This is a genomic window from Stenotrophomonas sp. 22692 (assembly GCF_052045015.1).
In the GTDB taxonomy this organism is placed as follows: Bacteria; Pseudomonadota; Gammaproteobacteria; order Xanthomonadales; family Xanthomonadaceae; genus Stenotrophomonas; species Stenotrophomonas geniculata.
In genome coordinates this window covers 64,640-89,359 of sequence record NZ_JBQEMR010000007.1, presented here as the reverse complement: position 1 = coordinate 89,359, position 24,720 = coordinate 64,640, and the positions used below count along the sequence as shown (strand labels likewise).

At 66.2% G+C, this 24,720-nt stretch carries 23 protein-coding genes; 17 read left to right on the top strand and 6 right to left on the bottom strand.

Annotation, left to right across the window (positions count from 1 at the left end):
- Window positions 1–12: 12 nt before the first annotated feature.
- The 5 genes from epmA to ACTJJM_RS08665 all read left to right on the top strand — a co-directional run bounded on the left by epmA (window position 13) and on the right by ACTJJM_RS08665 (window position 8,567).
- A complete protein-coding gene (gene epmA, locus ACTJJM_RS08685; RefSeq protein WP_049455487.1) occupies window positions 13–948 on the top strand; it encodes an EF-P lysine aminoacylase EpmA in 936 nt (311 codons plus the stop codon).
- Window positions 949–1,090: 142 nt separating this feature from the next.
- Window positions 1,091–1,819, top strand: a complete 729-nt coding sequence (locus tag ACTJJM_RS08680; protein WP_010480486.1) for a DUF3011 domain-containing protein — start codon at window positions 1,091–1,093, stop codon at window positions 1,817–1,819.
- A 47-nt stretch (window positions 1,820–1,866) separates the two neighbouring features.
- Complete coding sequence (gene mtnA / locus ACTJJM_RS08675) at window positions 1,867–2,931, top strand: S-methyl-5-thioribose-1-phosphate isomerase (protein WP_010480489.1); 1,065 nt, start codon at window positions 1,867–1,869, stop codon at window positions 2,929–2,931.
- 261 nt (window positions 2,932–3,192) lie between these two features.
- Window positions 3,193–5,907, top strand: coding sequence for a DNA gyrase subunit A (gyrA, locus tag ACTJJM_RS08670; RefSeq protein ID WP_043398499.1), 2,715 nt, complete (start codon window positions 3,193–3,195; stop codon window positions 5,905–5,907).
- A 131-nt stretch (window positions 5,908–6,038) separates the two neighbouring features.
- On the top strand, window positions 6,039–8,567 hold the full coding sequence (locus tag ACTJJM_RS08665; RefSeq protein WP_010480493.1) for a membrane-bound PQQ-dependent dehydrogenase, glucose/quinate/shikimate family: 2,529 nt from the start codon (window positions 6,039–6,041) through the stop codon (window positions 8,565–8,567).
- A gap of 43 nt (window positions 8,568–8,610) precedes the next feature.
- Here the strand turns inward: ACTJJM_RS08665 and ACTJJM_RS08660 are convergent, their stop codons facing one another.
- Window positions 8,611–9,600 carry a zinc-dependent alcohol dehydrogenase family protein gene (locus ACTJJM_RS08660; RefSeq protein ID WP_049455462.1) on the bottom strand — a complete coding sequence of 330 codons (990 nt, stop codon included), beginning with the start codon at window positions 9,598–9,600 and terminating at the stop codon, window positions 8,611–8,613.
- A 118-nt stretch (window positions 9,601–9,718) separates the two neighbouring features.
- Here ACTJJM_RS08660 and ACTJJM_RS08655 point away from each other — a divergent pair, with 118 nt between their 5' ends.
- The 4 genes from ACTJJM_RS08655 (at window position 9,719) to ACTJJM_RS08640 (ending at window position 12,958) form a co-directional block, all read left to right on the top strand.
- The gene (locus ACTJJM_RS08655) at window positions 9,719–10,624 is read left to right on the top strand and encodes a LysR family transcriptional regulator (RefSeq protein ID WP_057503330.1); all 906 of its coding nucleotides are present in this window, start codon (window positions 9,719–9,721) and stop codon (window positions 10,622–10,624) included.
- Window positions 10,625–10,675: 51 nt separating this feature from the next.
- The gene (locus ACTJJM_RS08650; protein ID WP_049455460.1) at window positions 10,676–11,176 is read left to right on the top strand and encodes a DUF4952 domain-containing protein; all 501 of its coding nucleotides are present in this window, start codon (window positions 10,676–10,678) and stop codon (window positions 11,174–11,176) included.
- A 64-nt stretch (window positions 11,177–11,240) separates the two neighbouring features.
- Window positions 11,241–12,671, top strand: coding sequence for a serine hydrolase domain-containing protein (locus ACTJJM_RS08645; protein WP_440865398.1), 1,431 nt, complete (start codon window positions 11,241–11,243; stop codon window positions 12,669–12,671).
- Between the two features lie 62 nt (window positions 12,672–12,733).
- The gene (locus tag ACTJJM_RS08640; protein WP_138984362.1) at window positions 12,734–12,958 is read left to right on the top strand and encodes a hypothetical protein; all 225 of its coding nucleotides are present in this window, start codon (window positions 12,734–12,736) and stop codon (window positions 12,956–12,958) included.
- A 12-nt stretch (window positions 12,959–12,970) separates the two neighbouring features.
- On the opposite strand, the gene ACTJJM_RS08635 is transcribed toward ACTJJM_RS08640, so the two are convergent.
- Both ACTJJM_RS08635 and ACTJJM_RS08630 read right to left on the bottom strand, forming a co-directional pair.
- Window positions 12,971–13,363 carry a DUF3037 domain-containing protein gene (locus tag ACTJJM_RS08635; RefSeq protein WP_019337307.1) on the bottom strand — a complete coding sequence of 131 codons (393 nt, stop codon included), beginning with the start codon at window positions 13,361–13,363 and terminating at the stop codon, window positions 12,971–12,973.
- A complete protein-coding gene (locus tag ACTJJM_RS08630) occupies window positions 13,341–14,117 on the bottom strand; it encodes a HipA family kinase (protein ID WP_126560890.1) in 777 nt (258 codons plus the stop codon). The genes ACTJJM_RS08635 and ACTJJM_RS08630 overlap by 23 nt, the downstream gene beginning before the upstream one ends.
- Before the next feature lie 238 nt (window positions 14,118–14,355).
- Here ACTJJM_RS08630 and ACTJJM_RS08625 point away from each other — a divergent pair, with 238 nt between their 5' ends.
- The 3 genes from ACTJJM_RS08625 to ACTJJM_RS08615 all read left to right on the top strand — a co-directional run bounded on the left by ACTJJM_RS08625 (window position 14,356) and on the right by ACTJJM_RS08615 (window position 17,856).
- Window positions 14,356–14,685 (top strand): hypothetical protein, encoded by a 330-nt coding sequence (locus ACTJJM_RS08625; RefSeq protein WP_010480503.1) that lies wholly within the window; start codon window positions 14,356–14,358, stop codon window positions 14,683–14,685.
- 167 nt (window positions 14,686–14,852) lie between these two features.
- Window positions 14,853–17,315 carry a S9 family peptidase gene (locus ACTJJM_RS08620; RefSeq protein ID WP_241875134.1) on the top strand — a complete coding sequence of 821 codons (2,463 nt, stop codon included), beginning with the start codon at window positions 14,853–14,855 and terminating at the stop codon, window positions 17,313–17,315.
- A gap of 220 nt (window positions 17,316–17,535) precedes the next feature.
- Window positions 17,536–17,856 (top strand): hypothetical protein, encoded by a 321-nt coding sequence (locus ACTJJM_RS08615; RefSeq protein WP_043398514.1) that lies wholly within the window; start codon window positions 17,536–17,538, stop codon window positions 17,854–17,856.
- Between the two features lie 10 nt (window positions 17,857–17,866).
- Here the strand turns inward: ACTJJM_RS08615 and ACTJJM_RS08610 are convergent, their stop codons facing one another.
- Window positions 17,867–18,850, bottom strand: coding sequence for a hypothetical protein (locus tag ACTJJM_RS08610; protein WP_329762932.1), 984 nt, complete (start codon window positions 18,848–18,850; stop codon window positions 17,867–17,869).
- 138 nt (window positions 18,851–18,988) lie between these two features.
- Between ACTJJM_RS08610 and ACTJJM_RS08605 the strand changes: the two genes are divergently transcribed.
- Window positions 18,989–19,954, top strand: coding sequence for a DUF2268 domain-containing putative Zn-dependent protease (locus ACTJJM_RS08605; RefSeq protein ID WP_235651886.1), 966 nt, complete (start codon window positions 18,989–18,991; stop codon window positions 19,952–19,954).
- Window positions 19,955–20,003: 49 nt separating this feature from the next.
- Window positions 20,004–20,792, top strand: a complete 789-nt coding sequence (locus ACTJJM_RS08600; RefSeq protein WP_010480510.1) for an SGNH/GDSL hydrolase family protein — start codon at window positions 20,004–20,006, stop codon at window positions 20,790–20,792.
- On the opposite strand, the gene ACTJJM_RS08595 is transcribed toward ACTJJM_RS08600, so the two are convergent.
- Window positions 20,767–21,651: a LysR family transcriptional regulator gene (locus ACTJJM_RS08595; RefSeq protein WP_191863307.1), complete on the bottom strand. Its 885-nt coding sequence runs from the start codon at window positions 21,649–21,651 to the stop codon at window positions 20,767–20,769. The two genes, ACTJJM_RS08600 and ACTJJM_RS08595, sit on opposite strands and share 26 nt — an antisense overlap.
- A gap of 105 nt (window positions 21,652–21,756) precedes the next feature.
- On the opposite strand from ACTJJM_RS08595, the gene ACTJJM_RS08590 reads away from it, so the two are divergent.
- Window positions 21,757–22,890 carry an agmatine deiminase family protein gene (locus ACTJJM_RS08590; RefSeq protein ID WP_100446155.1) on the top strand — a complete coding sequence of 378 codons (1,134 nt, stop codon included), beginning with the start codon at window positions 21,757–21,759 and terminating at the stop codon, window positions 22,888–22,890.
- A 6-nt stretch (window positions 22,891–22,896) separates the two neighbouring features.
- Here ACTJJM_RS08590 and ACTJJM_RS08585 read toward each other — a convergent pair whose 3' ends face one another.
- Window positions 22,897–23,442 (bottom strand): thioesterase family protein, encoded by a 546-nt coding sequence (locus ACTJJM_RS08585; RefSeq protein ID WP_010480517.1) that lies wholly within the window; start codon window positions 23,440–23,442, stop codon window positions 22,897–22,899.
- A gap of 69 nt (window positions 23,443–23,511) precedes the next feature.
- Between ACTJJM_RS08585 and ACTJJM_RS08580 the strand changes: the two genes are divergently transcribed.
- A complete protein-coding gene (locus ACTJJM_RS08580; RefSeq protein ID WP_049455452.1) occupies window positions 23,512–24,093 on the top strand; it encodes a TetR/AcrR family transcriptional regulator in 582 nt (193 codons plus the stop codon).
- A 44-nt stretch (window positions 24,094–24,137) separates the two neighbouring features.
- Window positions 24,138–24,518: a VOC family protein gene (locus ACTJJM_RS08575; protein ID WP_049455451.1), complete on the top strand. Its 381-nt coding sequence runs from the start codon at window positions 24,138–24,140 to the stop codon at window positions 24,516–24,518.
- The last annotated feature ends 202 nt before the right edge of the window (window positions 24,519–24,720 follow it).

Here is a 24,720-nt window from a genome sequence, read left to right as displayed (position 1 = left end):
GCCCTGCTGCGCATGCTGCAGCAGCGCGCCGCGCTCAATGCGCTGGTGCGCCGCTTCTTCGCCGAGCGCGACGTGCTGGAGGTGGAGACGCCGATCCTGTCGGTGGCCGGCAACACCGAGCCGAACATCGACAGCTTCCATACCGATTTCACCGGCCATGTCGATGCCGGCGGACGCCGCCGCTGGCTGCGCACCTCGCCGGAGTATCCGCTCAAGCGCCTGCTGGCGGCGGGCGTGGGTGACTGCTACGAACTGGGCCGGGTGTTCCGCAATGGCGAGGCGGGCGGCCGCCACAATCCGGAATTCACCATGCTGGAGTGGTACCGGGTCGGTTGGGACCACCATCGCCTGGTGCAGGAAACCGCCGAGCTGGTTGGCCAGGCGCTGGCCCTGGTCGGGCGCAGTGCGACGCTGCGTGTGCTCAGCTACCGCGAGCTGTTCCAGCAGTACGTGGGCGTGGATCCGTTCGATGCCGATGAGGCTGCGCTGCGTGCCGCGCTGGGCGAGGTGCACATCGACCCGGTCGGGCTGACCCGCGATGACTGGCTGGATCTGCTGATGACCCATCGCATCCAGCCGCACTTCGATGACACAGTGATGACCGTGGTCCATGACTGGCCCGCCAGCCAGGCCGCACTGGCACGCATCCGCGCAGGTACGCCGCCGCTGGCGGAGCGTTTCGAGCTGTACCTGGGTGCAGTGGAACTGGCCAACGGCTATCACGAACTGAACGACGCCCACGAGCAGCGTGCGCGTTTCCAGCGCGACCTGCAGCGCCGCCATGAGCGCGGCCAGGTGCAGCCGGCACTGGACGAAGCATTGCTGGCCGCATTGCCCGCGATGCCTGCCTGCGCCGGCGTGGCGGTGGGTGTCGATCGGTTGCTGATGGCGATGAACCGCACGCCGCGTATCGCCGATGTGCTGGCCTACGACTTCGCCCACGCGTGAGCGCGGTGCGCACGTTCCTGAACATCGAAGACTGAACGGAATTCCGCGTTTCTGCGCTTGCTTCGGTAAGCGGGATGATGCTCTTATCACGGCAGATGCCGGACACTGGCACGCAGTTCATCCATTCCTGCTGGGGAAGGCTTTGGTCAAGTGGTTTGCGGTTGTCGCTGCACCGGTGTACTCCATCGCGCTCTGGGGTGCCTGGCTGCCGTCATCGGCGTCGGCCCAGCAGGCGGGCTATGACGGCGAAGTGGTGACCTGCGAATCGCGCGACATGGGCTGGGTGCATTGCGATATCGACGTCAGCAATGGCATCGACCTTGTGCGCCAGCTGTCCAGCAACAGCTGCATCCGAGGCAGTGAGTGGGGCACCGACCGCAGTGGCGTGTGGGTCACCCTGGGCTGCCGGGCCGAGTTCCGTGCGCGTCGAGCGCAAGGTGCAGCGCCTGCGGCAACGGAAGGCAAGCGCCTGGTCCGCCGTGTGGTGCGCTGCGAATCCAATGGCCGCCCGCAGAGTTGCCCGGTGCGCCTGGACGGTGCGCCGGTGCGCCTGCTGCGCCAGCTCTCGGTGCTGCCGTGCCGCGAAGGGCAGGGCTGGGGCTACAAGCGCAATGAAGTCTGGACCAGCCGTGGTTGCCAGGGCGATTTCGAAGTGGCGGACGAGGACGGCCGTTTTGTCGACGTGCCACGCCGCCTGACCTGCGAGTCGAAGTCGAAGAAGCGCCGCTTCTGTGGCGCGAGCATTTCGGTCGGCGCCGTCGTCACCGAACAGTTGTCCAGCACCCCGTGCGAGGAAGGCAACACCTGGGGCTGGAACCGCAACGGGATCTGGGTGGACGGCGGCTGCCGCGCCGAATTCTCGGTGAATTGAGCCGGGGCAGGCTCCAACCGCGCGGGGCGTGGCCCTACAATGGGGCCATGAACACTGCCTCCGACATCGACTACGCCCGTTACGACCACATCCGCCCGATCCTCTGGACCGGCGATGCCCTGCAACTGCTGGACCAGCGCAAGCTGCCGTTCGTGGTCGAGCACGTGGTCTGCCATGACAGTGACGAGGTTGCCGCCGCCATCCACGCGCTGACCGTGCGTGGCGCGCCGGCCATCGGCATTGCTGCGGCCTGGGGCGTGGTGCTGGCCGCACGTGACGTGCAGGCCGCTGATGGCGCGCATGCGCTGCAGCAGCTGGAGCCGGCGCTGCAGCGCTTGAACGCGTCGCGCCCGACCGCTGTCAACCTGGCCTGGGCGCTGGCGCGCATGCGCCGCTGCCTGAACGCCGCTGGCGCCGACTGGAAGGCCGCGCTGGAAGCGGAGGCGCAGGCCATCGCCGAGGAAGACCTGGCGGCCAACCGCCACATGGGCGCGCTGGGCGCCGGCCTGATCGAGGCCGGCAGCGGCGTGCTGACCCATTGCAACACCGGCTCGCTGGCCACCGCCGGCTTCGGTACCGCGTTGGGCGTGATCCGTGCCGGCATGGCCCAGCACCGCATTGCCCGCGTGTTCGCCGGCGAGACCCGGCCGTGGCTGCAGGGCGCGCGCCTGACGGTGTGGGAGCTGCAGCAGGATGGCATCGACGCCACCCTGATTGCCGATTCGGCCGCCTCACACCTGATGAAGACCGGTGCGGTGCAGTGGGTGATCGTGGGTGCCGACCGTATCTGTGCCAACGGCGATACCGCCAACAAGATCGGTACCTACCAGCTGGCCATTGCCGCCCGCCATCACGGGGTCAAGTTCATGGTGGTGGCGCCGTCCTCGACCGTGGACATGGAAACCGTGGACGGCAGCCAGATCGAGATCGAGCAGCGTGACCCGGGCGAGCTGTATGGCGTGGGCGGGACCCGCACCGTGGCCGAAGGCATTGCCGCCTGGAACCCGGTGTTCGACGTCACTCCGGGCGAGCTGATCGATGCCATCGTGACCGAGCGCGGGGTGATCCTGAACCCGACCGCCGACAACATGCGCGCCGCCTTCGGCGGCTGAGGCGGGCAGGGTCGCGGATGTCTGTAGAGCCGAGCCCACGCTCGGCTCAGCCAGCAAATCCGCCGCAGCCGAGCATGGGCTCGGCGCTACAGGGGCGGTATGGGGCCCTAAGTTCCTGATTTGTGCCGGTAAAATCCCCGTAAAGGGAGGCGGAAAACGGCCTGTTGTGGTAGTATCCACAGGTTGAATCGAGGTTCCGGCACGACCCCCTCCCGCAGAGGGCTGCGCCGGACTGGACCGCTACCAGACAACGGAACCCGAATGGCAGAAACCGCCAAGGAAATCATCCAGGTCAACCTGGAAGACGAGATGCGCAAGAGCTACCTCGATTACGCCATGAGCGTGATCGTGGGCCGCGCGCTCCCGGATGCGCGCGACGGCCTCAAGCCGGTGCATCGCCGCGTGCTGTTCGCGATGAACGAGTTGAACGCGCACAGCAACAAGCCCTACTTCAAGTCGGCACGTATCGTCGGTGACGTCATCGGTAAGTACCACCCGCATGGCGATCAGTCGGTGTACGACACGCTGGTGCGCCTGGCACAGCCGTTCTCGCTGCGCTACATGCTGGTCGATGGCCAGGGTAACTTCGGCTCCATCGACGGCGACTCCGCCGCAGCGATGCGATACACCGAAGCGCGCATGTCGCGCCTCGCGCATGAGCTGATGGCCGACATCGACAAGGAAACCGTCGATTTCCAGCCCAACTACGACGAAAAGGAACTGGAGCCGACGGTCATGCCGACCCGGTTCCCGAACCTGCTGGTCAATGGTTCGGCCGGTATCGCGGTGGGCATGGCGACCAACATCCCGCCGCACAATCTGAGCGAATCGATCAACGCCTGCATCGCGCTGATCGACAACCCGGAAATCGACGTCGACGGCCTGATGGAATACATCCCGGGCCCGGATTTCCCGACCGCCGGCATCATCAATGGCACCGCCGGCATCGTCGCCGGCTACCGCACCGGCCGTGGCCGCGTGCGCATCCGTGCCAAGGCCGATATCGAAGTGGCCGACAACGGCCGCGAATCGATCATCGTCACCGAGATTCCTTACCAGGTGAACAAGGCGCGTCTGATCGAGAAGATCGCCGAGCTGGTCAAGGAAAAGAAGATCGAAGGCATCAGCGAGCTGCGCGATGAGTCCGACAAGGACGGCATGCGCATCTACATCGAGATCAAGCGCGGTGAATCTGCCGAGGTTGTGCTGAACAACCTGTACCAGCAGACGCAGATGGAATCGGTGTTCGGCATCAACATGGTGGCGCTGGTCGATGGCCGCCCGCAGTTGATGAACCTCAAGCAGATGCTGGAGGCGTTCGTCCGCCACCGTCGCGAAGTGGTCACCCGCCGCACCGTGTTCGAGCTGCGCAAGGCGCGTGCCCGTGCCCACGTGCTGGAAGGCCTGACCGTCGCGCTGGCCAACATCGACGAGATGATCGAACTGATCAAGACCTCGCCGAACCCGAACGAGGCACGCGAGCGCATGCTGGCGCGCGTGTGGGAGCCGGGCCTGGTCGGTGCGATGCTGGGCGCCGCCGGTGCCGAAGCCTCGCGTCCGGAAGACCTGCCCAAGGGCGTGGGCCTGATCGAGGGCGGCTACCAGCTGACCGAGATCCAGGCCACCCAGATCCTGGAAATGCGCCTGCACCGCCTGACCGGGCTGGAGCAGGACCGCCTGACCGACGAGTACAAGCAGCTGCTGGAAGTGATCGCCGGGCTGATCCACATCCTGGAAGACCCCGACCGCCTGCTGCAGGTGATCCGCGAAGAGCTGGTCAGCGTCAAGGCCGAGTTCGGCGACGAGCGTCGTACCGAGATCCGCCACAGCGAAGAAGACCTGGACATCCTCGACCTGATCGCGCCGGAAGACGTGGTGGTCACCGTGTCGCACGCCGGTTACGTGAAGCGCCAGCCGGTGAGCGTGTACCGCGCGCAGCGCCGTGGCGGCCGTGGCCGCAGTGCGGCGGCGACCAAGGAAGAGGATTTCATCGAACAGCTGTGGCTGGTCAACACGCATGACACGCTGCTGACCTTCACCAGTTCGGGCAAGGTGTTCTGGCTGCCGGTCTACCAGCTGCCCGAAGCCGGTTCCAACGCTCGTGGCCGTCCGATCATCAACTGGATTCCGCTGGAACCGGGCGAACGCGTGCAGGCCGTGCTGCCGGTGCGCGAGTACGCCGATGGCCAGTTCGTGTTCTTCGCCACGAAGAACGGTACGGTCAAGAAGACCCCGCTGGGCGAGTTCGCCTTCCGTCTGGCCCGCGGTAAGATCGCGATCAACCTCGACGAGGGCGACGCGCTGGTTGGCGTCGGCCTGACCGACGGCGAGCGCGACATCCTGCTGTTCGCCTCCAACGGCAAGACCGTGCGCTTCGGCGAGGACAAGGTCCGCTCGATGGGCCGTACCGCGACCGGCGTGCGTGGCATCAAGATGCCGGCCGGCGAGGAAGTGGTCAGCCTGATCGTGGCCGAAAGTGCCGGTGGCATCGAGGACGAGAACGAGGACGACAACGGTGTCGAAGAAGCCGCCGCCAATGGCGATGCGGTGATCGACGGCGCTGACGACGCCAGCGTGCAGTACATCCTCACCGCCACCGAGAACGGCTATGGCAAGCGCACCCCGCTGCCGGACTACCCGCGCAAGGGCCGTGGTACGCAGGGCGTGATCGGCATCCAGACCACCGAGCGCAACGGCAAGCTGGTCGCCGCGGTGCTGATGGGCTCCAGCGACGAAGTCCTGCTGATCTCCGATGGCGGCACCCTGGTGCGTACGCGTGGCTCGGAAATCAGCCGCGTCGGCCGCAACACCCAGGGCGTCACCCTGATCCGCCTGTCCAAGGACGAGAAGCTGCAGGCGGTGGAGCGCATGGATGCCTCGATCGACGAGGACGAGGACGAGGTGGCGGCTGCCGCCCCGGCCACGACCGACGGCGCCCCGGCTGCGGCCAACAGCGAGGACGCCGCTCAGGAGTGATCCTGCCGCGAGCCTGAGGTACCCGACGACGCCGGCCCTGTGCCGGCGTCGTCGTATCCGGACGCCACACATACGCGCGCGCTTCACGCCGGCGGTGGGATAAGGGCGCATGCTGCCCCCGGAGATCGACGATGTCCGTCACGCCGCCGTCCGATCCTGCTCCTGTCCGAACCCCGCGCCATCCGCTGGTGACCGTGCTGTCGCTGTTGCTGGTCGTGCTCGGCCTGGTCATCGGCGGGCTCGGCGCATGGCTGCTCAGCCTTGGCGGCTCGGCGTACTACGCCATCGCCGGGCTCGGCCTGCTGGCCAGCGGCCTCCTGCTGTTCGGCAACCGTCGCAGCGGCGCGCTGCTGTACGCGCTGGTGTTCATCGGCACACTGCTGTGGACCTGGTGGGAGTCGGGCAGCGACTACTGGCGTTGGGTGCCGCGCCTGGGCCTCGTTACGGCCCTGGGCATCGTGGTGGCGCTGCTGGCACCGACCCTGCGCGAACCGGTGTCCAAGCGCCTGTCGCGCAGCGTGGCGGGCGTGCTGATGCTGGTGTTCGTAGCTGCCTTCGGCCTGGCCTTTGCGCCGCATGGTGAAGTGGACGGGCACCTGCCGTTCCCGGAAGGCGCGGTCAGCGCCGGACTGGAACCTACGCGCGATACCACGGGCCTGCAGCCGGCTGACCAGCCCGCCGAGGGCGACTGGCCGGCGTGGGGCCGCAGCAATGCGGCCACCCGCTATTCGCCGCTGCAGCAGATCACCCCGGCCAATGTGGCCACGCTGCAGCCGGCCTGGCAGTTCCGTACCGGCGATATGCCGAAGAAGCGCTGGGGCGCGGAAACCACGCCGCTGAAGATTGGCGATCGCCTGTACCTGTGCACCGCGCGCAACCGCCTGATCGCACTCGACGCCGCCAGCGGCAAGGAGCTGTGGCGGTTCGATCCAAAGGTGAAGGATGCTTCGATTCCCTATACCGCTGCCTGTCGCGGTGTGAGCTATTACGAGCAGCCCAGCACGCCGACCGTTGCTGATGCGGCATTGGCCGATGTCGCCGCTGATCTGGCGCTGCCGGAACCGCCGCCCAGCATCACCCGCAGTGTTGCACCGGGCAGTCGTCCGGCATGCTGGGCGCGCATCATCGAAGGCACGCTGGACGGTCGCATCATCGCGGTGGACGCGGACAGCGGCCGTCCCTGCGCGAATTTCGGTAACAACGGCCAGGTCGACATCACCCTGGGCATGGGCGAGGTGCCACCGGGTTACGTGTCGATCAACTCGCCGCCGGCCATCGTGCGCGGCGTGATCGTGACCGGTCATCAGGTGCTCGACGGACAGCGCCGCGATGCGCCCTCGGGCGTGATCCAGGCCTACGATGCCATCACCGGCAAGCTGCGCTGGGCATGGGACATGGACCAGCCCGAGCGCAGCGGCTTGCCGCCGCGCGAGCAGACCTATACGCGCGGCACACCCAACATGTGGACCACCGCCACCGGTGATGAAGCACTGGGGCTGGTCTACCTGCCGCTGGGCAATTCTGCGGGAGACTATTGGAGTGGCTCGCGCACGGAGAGCCAGAACCGCTATGCAACCTCGCTGGTGGCGATCGACGTGGCCACCGGCAAGCCGGTCTGGCATTTCCAGGCGGTGCGCAAGGATGTGTGGGACTACGACCTGGGTTCGCAGGCCAGCCTGATCGACTACCCGACGGCGGCGGGCAAGGTGCCGGCGATCCTGTTGCCGACCAAGCAGGGCGACCTCTATATCCTCGATCGCCGCAACGGCCAGCTGCTTACCGCCGCCGAAGAGCGCAAGGTGCCGGTCGGCGGCGTCGAACCCGAGCAGCGTTCACCCACCCAGCTGTTTTCGCTGTACCACACGCTGCGCCGCGAACATGACCTGACCGAGCGCGACATGTGGGGCATCACCCCGATCGACCAGCTGGTCTGCCGCATCCAGTTCCGCAAGGCGTACTACGAAGGCTTCTACACGCCGCCGAGCAGCGAGCGCCATTCCATCGAGTACCCTGGCTACAACGGCGGCTCGGACTGGGGCAGCGTGTCCATCGATACGCGCCGCGGCGTGATCGTGGCCAACTACAACGACATGCCCAACTACAACCGGCTGGTGCCACGCGCCGAGGCCGACCGGCTGGGCTGGCTGCCACGCGAGAAGATCCGGTTCGACAAGGGCGGTGCAGAAGGCGCGGGCGACCCGCAGGTGGGCACGCCGTATGGCATCCAGGTCAACGCTGGTTGGCGGCTGCCGTTCACCGGCCTGCTGTGCAAGCAGCCGCCCTATGGCGGTATCCGTGCCATCGACCTGCGTACCGGCAAGCTGCTGTGGGACCGTCCATTCGGCAGTGCGCGCGGCAACGGACCGTTCGGCATCCGTTCCGGCCTGCCGATCGAGATCGGCACGCCGAACAATGGTGGTTCGGTGATCACCGCCAGCGGCCTGATCTTCATCGCCGCCGCCACAGATGACCTGCTGCGCGCCATCGACCTGAAGACCGGCAAGGAGCTTTGGCATGCCAAGCTGCCTGCCGGCGGCCAGGCCAACCCGATGGTGTACGAGCAGGGTGGGCGCCAGTACGTGGTGATCATGGCCGGGGGCCACCATTTCATGGAAACCCCGAACGGCGATTATGTGATGGCGTTTGCGTTGCCCAGGTAACCGCAATGGGGGCGATGATCCACCCCCATTGCATGACGCTGGATCACACCGTCACCACCACCTTGCCGATCTGCTCGTTCGATTCCAGGTAACGGTGTGCCTCCTGGATCTGCGCAAACGGGAACACCTTGGCAATCTTTGGCGCCAGCGTGCCCTTGTCCAGGCCATCGACGATGAACGCCTTGGCGCGGGCCAGTGCGGCATCGTCAGAAACGATTTCCGAGTACAGATAGCCCTTCAGCGTCAGCGACTTGCCCAGCACGTTGAACAGCGGGAACGGCGTGGGTTCGCTGCTCAGCGCGCCGTACTCCAGCAGGATGCCGGCACGGGCCATCGCTTCGGTGAGCGGCACGAACTGCGGGCCACCGATCGGATCGAACACCACACGGGCACCGGCACCGCCGGTGATGCGCGCCACTTCGGTCACCAGATCCTGCTCCTGGGTGGCGATGACGTGGGCGGCACCGGCATCGAGCAAGGCTTGGCGCTTGCCCGGGCCACGGGTGACCGCGATCGGCGTGGCGCCTACTGCATTGGCGATCTGGATGGCGGCCAGGCCGACGCTGCTGCTGGCGGCGGTAATGATGACGAAATCCCCGGCGGCCAGATGAGCCTGTTCCAGCAGCGCGCCCCAGGCGGTGACGTACTGCATCCACACCGCGGCCGCCGTTTCAAAGTCCAACGCCTGTGGGTGCTTGACCACCAGTCGTGCCGGCACGTTGGCCAGCTCGCCATAGGTGCCCCAGCGCGCGATGTCCAGTGGCGGTATCACGCTGACCGCATCGCCAGCAGTGAAGCCGCTCACCGCACTGCCGACCGCTTCGATCACGCCAGCGGCCTCATAGCCCAGCCGGCTGGGGAACTGCGCTTCCTGCAGATAGGCGCCGTTGCGGAACATCACCTCGGCGCGGTTCAGGCCGATTGCCTTCACCCGGATCTGGACTTCGTCAGGGGCGGGGGCGGGAACGTCGATATCGTCGATGCGCAGCACATCGGCACTGCCATATTCGTGGATGCGGACAATCTGGCTCATGGGGGCTCCGAGGAAGGGCCGACGAGGGCGTCGGCGAAAGGGTCACGGCTACTGTGCGCGTAGTCTGCATCCAGAATAAGGGGTAATCTGGTGTTTCATTGAAGAACAATTGTTTGCAATGGACCTGATCGCTCCCCTGCGGACCTTCGCCAAGGTGGCCGAGGTCGGCTCCTTCGCCGCCGCTGCCGAGGCACTGGACCTGTCGCCGCAGCTGGTCGGCAAGCATATCCAGGCGCTGGAGCAGCACCTGGGCATGCGCCTGCTCAACCGCACCACGCGCAAGCAGAGCCTGACCGACTTCGGCCAGGCCTACCTTGCGCGGGCGCGGGTGATCCTGGAGGAAGTGGAGGGCGCCGAGCAATTGGCGGAAGTGGCGCGTGGACGGCCGATGGGGCGCCTGCGCATCAGCGCGCCGGTCACCTTCGGCGTGCACGCACTGGGCCCGGCGGTGGTGGCTTACATGCAGCAGTACCCGGATGTGCAGGTCGATCTGAATCTGTCCAACAGCTTGGTGGACATCGTCGAGGACGGCTACGACCTGGTGTTCCGTACCGGTGACCTGGCCGACAGCGGGCTGGTGGCGCGACGGCTGGGGCCGTATCCGCTCGTCCTATGTGCCTCGCCGGACTACCTGGCTTCGCGCCCGGCCATCACCCATCCCAATGACCTGAGCCGCCACGAGTGCCTGGGCTTCGCGCATTCGATCATCCGCACACGCTGGAGTTTCCGCGATGCCGATGGCAGCGTGCTGACCGTGCCGGTGTCCAGTCGCTTCATGGTCAACCAGGCCGAGCCGCTGCTGACAGCGGCCGTGGGTGGGCTGGGATTGATCCTGCAGCCCTACGAAATGCTTGCCGCTGCGCTGGCGCGTGGTGAACTGGTGGAAGTGCTGCCGGACCACGTGCCGGTATCGACGTGGATCAACCTGGTGTATCCGCGCGACCGCCAGCTGACGCCCAAGCTGCGCAGCTTCCTGGACTTCTGCGTGGCGCGTTTCACAGAGCAGACGATGGCAAGGCGATAGCGTGGCATCGATCAGCATTCCTGTGCTCCCATGCGAAGGACTCGCCCCGTGATGTCTCTCCCGTTGCCGCAGCATGCCGCCCGCGTCCTGCTGCTGGCGTCATTTTCCAGCGCCAGCGTGCTTGCGCAGCAGACGCCTGCGCAGGCGTTGGCCGAGTGGGAGGTGCAAGGGCGCGCGGATGGCCTGGCGCGACCTGATACTGAATGCCAGGATTTCCTGCAGGCAATGGGCCGGAAGCCTCCGGAACTGCAGTATGTAAGCTGCAGCCAGGATGACGTGTCCTACATCAAGCCGATGGAGGCCCACTATCGTGTTTCAGGCGCGCAAGCGGCGCAGGTCGAAGCCTATCTGCACACGGCATTCGGCCTGCCTGCATTGCGCTACGTCTGTTGTGGCTGGAGCAACGGCGCACCCTACTACTGGCGCGAAGGTCCGGATGCGGTGAGGTATCAGATCGGCATGGGGGTGGAATCGCTGCCGTACGAACGGGGCCAATGGCATAGCATCGAGGCATTCAACGTCACCGTCGAGGTGGTGCGGCAGCGTCCCTAGCGTGGATGCGGCGGGCCGATCCATCGTCTAGGATGCGCCCAGGGATACCCGCAAAGGAATTGCCATGAGGGCTGTTGGACGCCTGTTTCTCTGCAATGCGCTGGCCTGTTTGGTCCTGGTGACCGCCTCGGCATTTCCGGCAGTTGGCGCAGCATCTTCCGAGCGGGAACATCCACGCGCGCGGGATGCCATCGATGACTGGCTTGCCGCCTTCAATGCGGGCAGCCTCGAGGGGTTGCAGGCATTCGCCGACAGATATGCCAAGCAGGAGGGCAGCACGCCCAAGGACTATCTCGAGTTCCGCGAGAGCACGGGCCCGCTGAGCGTTCTGGAAACACTCGAGCGCGCGCCCAGCCAGGCGAAGGTGCTGGTGATGGGCCAGCTGAGCGAACGTGCGATGTGGGTGACGGCGGTCATGGACCCGGCCAACCCGTCGCACGTGAAGCAGTTCCAGATCGAGGGCACTGAAACGCCAGACAAATACAAGCCGGCACGGGTTGCATTGCCTGCGCTGATGGCTGATGCCGCGGCAAGGCTGGAGGCGCTGCGGGCGCAGGACGCGCTGTCGGGTGCATTGCAGGTGGCGCAGAATGGCAAGGTGCTGCTGGACTGGCGCGGTGGCGATGCCGATCGCACCGCTGGCATTCCAGTGGACGTGGATACACAGTTCCGCCTTGCGTCCTCCAACAAGATGTTCACCGCAGTGGCCGTCCTGCAGCTGGTGCAGGACGGCAAGCTCAGTCTCGATGACACGATCGGCAGTTGCCTGCCGGACTATCCGAACAAGGCCGTTGCCAACAGCGTAACCGTTCGCCAGCTGCTGTCACACACCAGTGGCCTGGGCGACTTCTTCGGCGACGATTTCGAACAGTATTCCGCGTCGTTGAAGACGCTGGATGACTACGTGCGGCACTTTGCCAAGGATGCGCCGCAATTCACGCCAGGCAACCAGGACAGCTACTCGAACTATGGCTTCATCGTGCTTGGGCGGATCATCGAGGTCGTCTCCGGGCAGTCGTACTACGCCTATGTGGAGCAACACATCCTGCGCCCGGCGGGCATGATGGGCACCGGCTTCGAACCGGAAACAGTGAACGTCCCGCAGCGTGCCGTCGCCTACACGAAGAAGGACGGGCAATGGGTCCGTGAAACGAAGTCGCTGCCCTGGCGCGGCATGTCAGCCGGTGGTGGCTACAGCGCGGTGGGCGACATGGTGAAGTTCGCCGAGGCATTGCGCAGTGGAAAGCTGGTCTCACCTGCATTGCTGCAGCAGGCCACCACGGCGCAGAACCACAAGGGCTGGTATGGATTCGGCTTCGTGGTGCAGGGCAAGGGCAGGGAGCACCAGTACGGCCACGAAGGCGGTGCGCCCGGATCGAACAGTGCCATCGTGGTGATGCCCGCACAGGGCTATGTGATCGTTGGCCTGGCCAATGTCGATCCGGATGCGATCAGCAACGTGGTCAACTACATCGCGCGAAGAGTGCCGTTGTAGCCCCGAGCGACTGTGCTGCAGCGATGTTGACGCTGGGGCAGTTGGCGGACCAGAATCGGGCCATGAGCCGATTCCTTCCCGTGGTGTGTCTGGTCGCCAGCATGGTGCTCCTGCTGCGCGGGGTGCACGTGATACTCAGGGGTGTCCCGGCGATGGCCAGCGAAGGTACCAGTGCTGCGTATGCACAAGGCTACCTGCATGGACAGGCAGCAGCCGGGTGGGTGTTGATTTCCGCTGCGGTAGCCTGTGCACTCATTGCCTGGTACCGGGCGCGCGCCAGGAAGTGAGAGACGGGCGCATCAGCGCGGCACCCGCACCATCTTCGTCATCAAGTGTTCCACCACGCCCGCCGGGTCCGCAGTGCGGCCCACATGCGTGCTCGACATCTGCACAACCGAACTGCGCTTGGCGGTAAGGAAATGGAAGCGCGCTCGCGCGGGCAGCTGCGCGATGGGGCCGGCGCTGGCGTCGCCGCGGCAGATGGCCACGATCGCATCCAGCCACGGCTGCAGCGCCTCCTGGTCCAGCGCCGGCGCGAAGGCGCGCAGGCGCGCAGGATCGATCTCGATGGCCGCCTCCAGATGACGCGCGCCAGGACAGGAGACGATCACCCCGACGTTGATGAATTCCTCGCGTTCCACCCGCGGTACCACGCGGATGACCGCGTAGTCATATGTGTGCAGCGTGGGCACGGATGGCCTCCTGCACGAACACCGCACGCACTTTCAGGCGATGCTTGAGATAGTCGATGTAGCCTTGGCGATAGGCCTGCGGACTGGCGAATGCCGGCTCGTTGACCAGCCAGCTGTCCGGCACCAGGCCGACGATGCGCTCGATCTCGGCATCGGTCAGGCGCGCGGCCAGTTCGGCATCCACCTCGGCGATGCGGCTGGCGAACGACAGCAGCACGTGGTCGCGGATCAGCACGAACGGCTTTTCGCAGGCATCGCCGGCGTTGGCCCAGTCGTGATGGAAGTACATGGCCGCACCGTGATCGATCAGGTACAGCTTTCGATGCCACACCATCAGGTTCGGATTGCGCGTGGTGCGATCGACATTGCTGGTGAGCGCATCGAACCAGACGATGCGCGAGGCCAGATCGGCATCCACCGGCATCGCCGCCGGGTCGTAGTTGATCGCACCGGGCAGGTAGTCCAGGCCCAGGTTCAGGCCCTCGCTGGCACGGATCAGCTCCTGGATTTCCGGGTCCGGTTCGGTGCGGGCGAACTCGCGGTCCAGCTCCACGAACAGGATTTCCGGAATCGGCAGGCCCAGCGTGCGCGCCATTTCGCCGGCGATCAGCTCGGCGATCAGCGCCTTCGGGCCCTGGCCTGCGCCACGGAACTTCAGCACGGCCATGCCGTCGTCGTCGGTCTCGACCACGGCCGGCAGGGAGCCACCTTCCCGCAAGGGAGTGATGTAGCGGAGGGCATGTACGGTGCGCATGGGGGCATTCTAGCGTGGTGCAGGTGCAACCCCCTGATCGGCGAGGACCGAGTTCGGCCTTCACCTGTCCCTTCCGCCTGCGATGGCAGCATCGTGCTCCAGGAACCCTTGGGTTCATGGGCGTACTGGCACTCTCGATGCAGAGGCTTCAGGCCGGGCACCTGCTCGGCTGCCAGCGACGCGCACTGCGAAGCGGAAACCTCATCCACGATGTCCTGCAGGCTACGGAGGTGCACCGATGAGCGACGAATTCACTCCCATGCTGCCGCCCTTGGACGACGCCAAGGTCGAGGAAATGATCGGCAAGGTCGTACTGGTAGGGGTGACCCGCTATGGCGGCGACGGCCAGGTAAAGGGGCTGGAGCAGTATGCCGGCACGGTGCTGCGCATCAGCGCCGACGAGGGCGTGGTGCTGGCCGACGAGAATGATGGCCACGAGCGCTACCTGCCGCCGATGCTGGACCAGTACCAGCCAGCCGAGCCCGGGGAGTACCGCATGCACACCAGTGGCATGATCGTGGTCGACCCCGACTACCTGGCCACCTGGGACCTGCACGCGCAGCAGTAGTGCCAAGCCATGCCTGGCAGGTGCCGGCAGTTCCCCGGCACCTCCCGGAGCTGCACTTTGCCCCATCCGGCCACTAGCCCTTCCGGCCCATTCACGACAACCCCTGCGGTGCTAGATTCGGGTCCATGCCCGATTCCGGGTACCCATTCACACTCCAGGGGATAAGGATGCTGATCCGTCGAACCTCTCTGGCGGCGGCCGTTGCCGTCGCCACCGTCGGCCTGCTGGCCGCTGGCCCGGCGCTTGCGGACTACGCCAAGCCGCCGGAACACCTGCTCAAGGTGCTGAAAGCACCGCCGCCGCCGGCGCCGAACGTGGCCCCGGGCGGCCAGCGCCTGCTGCTGACCACCGCGCAGACCTACCCGTCAATCAGCCGCGTCGCCCAGCCGTACCTGAAGCTGGCCGGCGTGCGCCTGGAACCGAAGAACCGCAGCCGCCATGACACCCCCGGTGGCTACGGCATTCCGGCCTGCGTGGCCGACTTCACCCTGGTCGATATCGGCAGCGGCAAGGAGACCAAGGTCAACCTGCCGCAGGGCTGCGCCACCGGCGCGCTGTGGTCGGCCGATGGCAGCCACTTCGCCTTCCAGAATGCGGTCGATACCAGCGTGCAGCTGTGGGTGGGCGATGCGGCCACCGGCCAGGTGAAGCAGGTGCCGAACGTGCAGCTGAACCCGATCTTCGGCTACACCGTGCAGTGGCTGGGCGGCAGCCAGAATCTGCTGGTGAAGCTGGTCCCGGCCAATCAGGGCCCGGCGCCGTCCAATGGCGGCGTGCCGACCGGTCCGGATGCGCAGGAGTCGCTGGGCAGCAGCGGCGAAAGCAGCACCTACGAAGCCCGCGACACGCTGACCAGCGTCCATGACGAGAAGCTGTTCGCCTATTACGGTACTTCGCAGCTGGCCGTGGTCGATACCGTCGCCAACCGCGTGCGCCCGGTCGGGCAACCGGCGCTGTTCAATGAAGTCAGCGCCGCGCCCGATGGCGTGCACGTGCTGACCGAATCGATCAAGGCACCGTATTCGCATGCGGTGACCTACCAGCGCTTCGCCAACGACGTGGCCGTGCTGGACATCGCCAGCGGCAAGTCCACGCCGATCGCCAGCCTGCCGCTGGCCGACCGCGTGCCGGTGCACGGCGTACCGGAAGGTCCGCGCGGTTTCGACTGGCGTGCCACCGATCCGGCCACCCTGGTCTATGCCGAAGCGCTGGACAAGGGCGACTGGAAGGTCAACGTGCCGCATCGCGATCGCGTGCTGATGCTGAAGGCGCCGTTCAACGGCAAGCCGGTCGAGATCACCCGCACCGCACAGCGCTTCGAAGGCTTCGCATGGACCGCCGATCCGGCCGTGGCGTTCCAGTTCGAGAACGACGAGAACCGCCACTGGATGCAGACCCGCATCGTCGATGTGGACCAGCCGAAGAAGGAAGGCCGCCTGCTGTGGGACATGTCCAGCGATGAGCTGTACGGCAACCCCGGCAACCTGGTCTTCACCCGCCTGCCGAATGGCGCGCAGGTCGTGCGCCGTGAGGGCAACCATGTGTTCCTCAGCGGCCGTGGCGCGTCGCCGCAGGGCGACCGTCCGTTCCTGGACCGCCTGGACCTGGGCACGCTGAAGAGCGAGCGCTTGTTCCGCAGCAGTGCCGATGCCTACGAACAGTTCCTCGGTTTCAGCAACACGCCGGGGCGCTACCTGACCTGGCACCAGTCGGTGATCGATCCGCCGAATGCCTTCATTCGGCAGCAGGGTGAGGCGGTGGCCGACGCGAAGGCCGGCGAGGCGCAGTTCGCGTCCACCACGACCGCGCTGACCAAGCTGGTCGACCCGACCCCGGAAGTGCGCCAGATCAAGAAGCAGCTGGTGACCTACAAGCGCGCCGACGGCGTGGACCTGTCGTTCACCCTGTACACGCCGCCGGGCTACAAGGAGGGCCAGCGCGTGCCGGCGATCCTGTATGCGTACCCGGCCGACTTCGCCAACGCCGCGCAGGCCGGCCAGGTATCCGGTTCGCAGCAGACCTTCACCCGCCTGCAGCCGTACCGCCTGATGCTGCTGGCCGGCTACGCGATCATCGACAACGCCTCGTTCCCGATCGTGGGTGACCCGAAGAACGCCTACGACACCTACCTGGAGCAGCTGGAAGCCGACGCCAAGGCGGCGGTGGACAAGGCCGTGGACATGGGCGTGGTCGACCGCAACCGCATCGGCGTGACCGGTCACAGCCATGGCGGCCTGATGACCGCCAACCTGATTGCGCACACCAAGCTGTTCAAGGCCGGTGTGGCGACCAGCGGTTCGTACAACAAGACCTTCACCCCGTTCGGCTTCCAGAACGAACGCCGCTCGGTCTGGCAGGCGCAGGACGTGTACCTGAAGGCCTCGCCGTTCTTCTATGCCGACAAGATCAAGCTGCCGCTGCTGCTGGTCCACGGCGAGGACGACGCCAACCCGGGCACCGAGCCGTTCCAGTCGCGCAAGCTCTACCAGGCCATCCGCGGCAACGGCGGCACCACCCGCCTGGTGATGCTGCCGAACGAACCGCACTGGTACACCGCATTGGAATCGAACGAGCAGCTGGTGGCGGAAATGCTGAACTGGTTCGACACCTACGTGAAGAACGCCAAGTAGCGTCGAGCCTGCTCGACCGCTTTGCAGAAGGCCGCCTTCGGGCGGCCTTCCTGCATCCTGCTGTAGAGCCGAGCCCACGCTCGGCTATCCGTTGGCCTGTAAACAGTTGCAGGTGCTATGCAATCAACTGTGGAGACTCGGTAACGACGTGTTACCGGCACATTCGCACGCCGCGCAAATGGTCTAGGCTGAACCTGATAGCTCGTTCCAGGTCGGTGCAATGAAAGCCATCCTTCTTGCTGCAACGTTGTCCTTGGTCCTGGTCTCAACTGCAGGTGCGCAGCCATTGCCCACCGAATTGGCGCAGCTGGGGATCATCGCCGGCATGCCTTACGCCAAGGCCAAGCGCCTGCTGGATGCCGCAGGCTGGCGGGCAAAACCTGCGCAGGGCGCGCCGGAGTCGCTGGACGGCTTTCCGGAAGTCGGATGCCAGAAGGATGGAAAGCAATGTGCGACGATCTTCGAAAAGGACGGTCAACAGATCGCGGTGCGGCTGGGCACTACCCTGGCAGGGCAGCCGTTCGTGCAGAGCGCTGACTGAGTACCCGCCCTCACGCCAGCGGTAGGCGGTCCTGCGCGCGCGACAGCCGGTCATGCAGGTCGCGCACATGTTCTGCCTTGGCATGCACCCGGGTGGTATCGCCGAAACTGCGTAGATAAGCGCAGGCCGCGAAGCCGGCGCTCTTCTTTTGGTACTCGGCAATCCAGGCCAGACGATCCGGGTTGTTGGCCTGTTCGGCGGACCACGCGGCCACCGGCGGGCGGATGCGATAACGCAGGCCGACGCGCCACGGCTTCGGTGTCAGCCGCGCACGGAAGCAGTGCTGCAGTCGGCACATGCGCGCGTACAAGGTGTCGGTGCCCAGTGCCTTGAAGAACGCCTGCAGCTGCTCGTCCTCGGGCGAGAAGGTGGCATGCATCGCCAGCACGCGCAGTCCCGCAGGCGTGCAGTAAGCGCGCAGATGCCAGTCGGGGTGTTGTTCGCTGAAGACTTCCACGCGCCGCAGCGCAAGCCTTTCGGCACCCCCGGCGGCGGCCAGACGCTGCCTGCGGCGCAACAGCAATGCGGCATTGACCAGAACTACCGCCGCCACGCCCAGCACCAGCCCCACCAGCCAGTGCCACAGCAGCGTGCCAGTGACGGCGCCGGCAAGCAGCACGACCGCCGCAACAATGGCCGGCATCACGCAGCCGGCTGGCGGCTGCGCATGGTCGATGTCGGCGAACAGCACGTCCGGGCTGTTGAGGCACAGTGCGCCATAGCTGTTGCGGGTGATGATGACGTCGCCGTCGCGCTGCACGATCTGCTCGCGGATCGGCACGCCCTCCACGCCGTAGTTGCTGCGCACTTCGCGGCGCGGCAGCGCCTGCCCGGCGAGGATGGCATTGAGGGCTTCGTTGGCGCGGCGGTCGGCGTGCACCTGCGCCTCTGCAGGGCCTTCGTCGGACCAGCCGAAGCGGCGCACCACCACCGGCCGGCCACGGAAGCGGGCCTGCAGGCGGGCTTCAGCCCAGTACGCGGGAACGATCATCATCGCGGGGTGCTCCATCTTCCGTGGCAGGTGCCGAATCGAGTCTGGCACAGCGCCGGAGTGCCCGCATCTGCTTGCTGCGGCGGCCGGGCCGGGGTGATAGATTGCGCGCTTCGCCTGCACTCCACCAAGGACGGAGCGATGTCCATGATCCTGCGCGGCCTGTTGGCCCTGGCCTGTGCCGGGGCAGTTGGCATGGCCACGGCGGCGGTACCGGCCGGGCCTCAGATTGTCACTGACGATGTCAGTCGCTTCTACGCGCTGTACGACAACGCAGGTGGCAAACCCAGCGTTGCGCAGTTGCGTGGATACATGGCCGAGGGTTCGGCGGGCCTGGCCGAACTGGCGAAGGCGCGCCGGGTCACCCCCGAGCGCATTGCCGAGTCCATCGCCAACCAGCCGGAACTGTATGCGCAGGGACGAAGCTGCCTGGCCGAACTGCCAGCGGTGAAACAACGCCTGACGCAGGTGTTTTCCAACCTGCAGGCGATCTACCCGCAGGCTGTGTTTCCGCCGGTGACCATCGCGGTGGGCCGTGGCCGTCCGGTCGGGCTGACCTCGAAAAGCGGGGTGATCATCGGCCTGGAAGCGCTGTGCGCAGCCGATTTCATGAATCCCAATGTGCAGGACCGCTTCGTGCACGTGATTGCGCACGAGTACGTGCACATCCAGCAGACGGGCCTGACCGACTTCGAGCCGGGCGACCCGCATGCGACGGTGCTGCGTGTTTCGCTGGGGGAGGGCATCGCCGAGTTCATCGCCGAACTGATTTCCGGCAACGTCGGCAACGGGCGCCACGCGGCCTGGACCCGTGGCCGGGAAGTGCATATCGAAAGCGCGTTCGCGCTGGATCTGGACAGCACCGATCTGTCGCCATGGCTGTACAACTACAAGCCGGGCTCGCAGGAGCCTTACGACCTCGGGTACTGGGTGGGCTACCGCATCGCCAAGGCCTATTACCTGCAGGCCAAGGACAAGCGTGATGCGGTGCGTGCGCTGATCCAGCAGGACAACCCGAAGGCGATCCTCGCTGCCAGCGGCTGGACGCCGGGCATGTGGATGCCGGCGAAAGTCACGGGTGTGGCGGCGCGTGCGGCTGCACGCTGAGCACAGGGCGGGGCGTTAGACTGCGGAAGATGATTTCAGGAGTACTCGCATGCGTGGATCTGTTGAGCTTGCCGCTGCCACCGTCGTGACGCTGGGCCTCGCGTTGGCTTCTCCGCTGGGCGCTGCAGAAGCCGTCGCAGTCAATCCGCTGCTGCAGACGCCGATCGACCAGCTGCGCCCCGACGAAATTCGTTTCATGCAGCAGCGCCTGGCCGATTGGCCGCAGCTGCAACGCTATCGTGACGCGAACGCGCGACTGCCTGCGGCAGTGCCGGGCCAGCCACGCGTAGTGTTCTTCGGTGACTCCATCACCGAGGGCTGGGGCAGGGAAGGCAGTGCCGGTTTCTTCCCCGGCAAGGGCTGGCTCAACCGCGGCATCAGTGGCCAGACCACGGCGCAGATGCTGGTGCGTTTCCCGCAGGACGTGCTGGCACTGAAGCCACAGGTGGTGGTGATCCTGGCCGGCACCAACGACATCGCCGGCAACACCGGCCCGTCCACGCAGGCGATGATCGAAGACAACCTGCACGCGATGATGGAGCTGGCCCGTGCACATGGCATCGCCGTGGTGCTGGCCTCCGTGCTGCCGGTGAGCGAGTACCCGTGGATGCCGGGCATCACGCCTGCGCCGAAGGTGCGCGCATTGAATACGGCGTTGAAGCGCTATGCCGAGGCGAAGCAGTTGGTCTATCTGGACTACTACACGCCGATGGCCAATGCGGCTGGTGGCCTCGATCCGCAGCTGGCCGAGGATGGCGTGCATCCCACGGCGAAGGGCTATGCAGTGATGGCGCCGTTGGCCGAAGCGGCGGTCAAGCGCGCGCTGCAGCAGAAGTAGCTCCCGCGGGCAGACTCGCCAGCAGCCACTCGCAGAAACTGATCACCAGCGGATCGGCGGTGCTGTCCTCATGCACCAGCCAGCTCCAGCGCGGACCACGCACGCGTGCCTCATCCAGCGGCTGCAGCAGGCCCTGCTCGCAGGCGCGTGCCGCCAGCAGCTCGCTGACCAGGGCAATCCCCAGGCCCTGGCATGCGGCATCCAGCAGCTGCCCGGGCTCGGAGAAATTCATGCCCTCACGGCGCTGGCCGACATCGGTGCCGCCCTGCACCTGCCATTGGCTCCAATCCATTTCGCGCTCGCCATGCAGGGTCAGTCGTTCGTGCACCGGTGTGGCGAGCAGGGCCGGATGGCAGGCCGGATAGAGGCGGTCCTGCAGCAGCACGCGGTGCTGGCACTGCGCCTGTGAGTCGAGGTCATCGCGTACCGCTACGTCCAGCGTCTGCGTGGTCATGTCCGGCGCTTCCTCGCTGGTCAGCAGCCACAGGTCGGCACCGGGATGCAGGCGATGGAACCCGGCCAGGCGTGGCACCAGCCAATGGCGCGCAAAGGCCGGGCTGGTGTTGACGATCAGTTGATTCGGCTTGCGGTACTGATCGAGCCGGCGGATGCCACTGGCCAGCTGCCGCAGCAGGGACTGGGTGGTTTCCAGCAGGTCGATGCCGGCGTCGGTGAGGGTGACGCTGCGGCCCTGCCGGAAGAACAACGGCTGCTGCAGCGAGGCTTCCAGGCCCCGGATCTGCTGGCTGATGGCCGACTGGGTCAGATGCAGTTCCTCGGCGGCCCTGTGGAAACTACCCAGGCGGGCGGCGGCCTCGAAACCACGCAACGCGTTCAGCGGTGGCCAATGCTTGAGCATTTCAGGTAAGTAAAACTGTTCAATTGATGGCTGAATCTATCGTTTGTTCTTATGGATGGGCAAGCGCAGCATAGCTTCCATTCCACACCGGCCCTGGAGCCCGTCATGAGCAGCCGTCGTCACTTCCTCACCCAGCTGGCGGGCGCCGCCGGTCTTGGCGGCCTGGCCGCCCTCGGTCTGGCGGGGCTGCCGGCTCGCGTATCCGCAGCGGAGCCAGCTGCGGGCCCCTGGCGCATGCCGGACGAGCACGGGCCGCAGGAACGTGTCTTTCTGGCCTTTGCCGCGCAACCGCGGGTCTGGGGCGCGCAGGCCGATGCGGTGAACACCGCCGTGGCGCGGCTGGCCCGTACCATCGCCCGCCACCAGTCGGTCAGCGTGCTGTGCCGCCCGGAGCAGCTGAAGCAGGCGCAGGACCGCTGCGGCCGCGACAACATCGAGTTCCTCGAGGTGCCGCTGGATGACATATGGGTGCGCGATTACGGCGGTTGCTTCGTCACCAACGACAGGGGCGGGCTGGGGCTGGTCGACTTCAACTTCAACGGTTGGGGAGGCAAGCAGAGCGCACGCAACGATGGCGCGGTGGCGCCCTGGCTGGCACAGGTGACCGGCGCGACGCTGCTGGAAAGCGATCTGGTGGGCGAGGGCGGTGGCATCGAAGTCGATGGCCATGGCACCGCCATCCTCACCGAAAGCTGCTGGGTGAACCGCATCCGTAATCCGGACTGGTCGCGCGCGGAGATCGAGGCCGAGCTGAAGCATCACCTGGGCCTGCGCAAGGTGATCTGGCTGCCCGGCATCGCCGGCGAGGACATCACCGACGCGCATGTGGATTTCTATGCGCGCTTCGTGCGCCCGGGTGTAGTGATTGCCAACCTGGACAATGATCCGGAGTCCTACGACTACGACCTGACCCGCGAACATCTACAGATCCTGCGCGAGGCCACCGATGCCGATGGCCGTCGCCTGCAGGTGCATACGCTGCCGCCGCCGCTGGACGGGCGCGACAACGTGCATACCCGCGACAACGACGATCTGGCGACGGGCTATATCAACTACCTGCCGATCAACGGCGCGGTGGTCGCGCCGCAGTTCGGTGACGACGCAGCCGATGGCTACTGCCGTGAACTGCTGGAGGACATGTATCCCGGCCGCGTGATCGAACAGGTGGATATTGATGCGATCGCCGGCGGCGGAGGTGGCATCCATTGCGTGACCAAGAACATGCCGAAGGTAGGGTGACGTGCCTCAGGCATCGTCCAGCTTCAACGCGGCATCGGCCGCCAGCAACGCCTCGGCGGCTGCACTGAGCGACGGCGACGGTGGTGCGACCACGCCGATCGCTTCCATCATCTTCGGCATGCCCAGGAACTGGCGCGCGCGACGGTCGTAGATGCCGGTGACCAGCAGCGCACGGGTGGCGATCTTCTGCTCGGGCCCGATCAGCACGCGCTGCTCCATGATGCCGCGCGAGCCGACCCAGCCCACCAGGCGCGTTTCCAGGGTGAAGCGCTGGAACGGCTTGAGTTCGCGGCGGAACTGGATGGTGCCGGCACCGACGATCGGCGCCCACTTCTCGCGCAGCGCCACCCGGCCCAGGCCCATGCGCAGGATCAGGTCCAGCCGGCCCAGATCGAAGATGTTCCAGTAGCGGCCGTTGGTCATGTGCAGGTTGCTGTCCAGGTCGTTGGGCAGCACACGGAACTGCAGGCGCGAGACCCCGAACGGGGCCTCCAGCTTCGGCCGGAACAGGCTGCAAAGCAGCAGATGGAGCAGGCGGAACCAGAGATTCATGGCTATGACGACTGTTATAGAACGGCCGGTACGCTAATCTATGACGACTGTCTTAGCAAGGCGATCGCCGTGAGCCCACGACCCTCTGATGCCCCGCAACGGGTGATTGATGCCGCAGCACAGATGCTGGCGCGGGTAGGCCTCAATGCCACCAGCATTCGTGAGGTGACCAAGCTGGCCGAGGCGCCGCTGGGCTCCACCTACCACCATTTTCCCGGCGGCAAGCAGGAGCTGCTGGCGCGTGCCACCCACATGGCTGGCGACAAGGTGGAAGCGCTGCTGGTGGAGCTGCTGAAGGGCGGGGCGGTGCAGGGCCTGCAGCAGTTCCTGGCAATGTGGCGCGAGCGCCTGCTGCGCTCCGGGTTCCGGGCGGGCTGCCCGGTACTGGCCGCTGCCGTGGAGGAGCCGGTGGAGGCAGTGCCGAGCCAGCCCCGTGCAGCAGCTGCTGAAGTGTTCGCACGTTGGCAGGCCCATCTGGCCGCAGCGTTCATCGCCGACGGCCACGATCCGGTCGCCGCGGGTGGGCTGGCCAATCTGGTGATTGCCAGTGTGGAAGGTGCGGTGGCGATGTGCCGCGCACTGCAGGACATCGCCCCGTTCGACCAGGTGGCCGCGCAGCTGTTGAAGGCAGTCGCGCCACCTGCACGCTAGAATCGGCCTGAACGCACGACTGCGTGCCCGGCAAGGATGTCTGCATGTTGCACCACCTTTCCCTCGGCGTCCGTGACCTCGACGCCGCAGGCCGCTTTTACGATGCCGCACTCGCCACACTGGGGTTTCGCCGGGTTTTCGAGGACGAGACCGCGATCGGCTACGGGTTGGTCGAAGATGAGGACGCGTTGTGCCTGAAGCTGCGTGATGACGCAGCAGCGCCGGGCCCCGGTTTCCACGTGGCGTTCGCTGCGGTGTCCGCAGCGGCCGTGGATGCGTTCCACGCAGCAGCCATGGCCAACGGTGGCACTGACAACGGTGCGCCCGGACTGCGCCCCGATTACGGTGACTCCTACTATGCGGCGTTCGTGGTCGACCCTGCGGGCCATCGCATCGAAGCGGTGACCAAGGCGCGGCCGGCGTGATACAGCCAGGCGTTTCGGCGCCCGCGCGCTGACCGGCCAATCGATCGCCGCAGCGGGGCATGGCTCGCACGGCGCTGGCACCGGGCGAAGTCAGTCCGGCCCAGGTTCCGGCGGCTGTAGCAGCTCGCGCGCATGGCTCAGTCCGGGGTTTTCGTTGCCGGCCAGCACTGCGCTATGATCCGCGCCGAGGCCCGGAACTTGG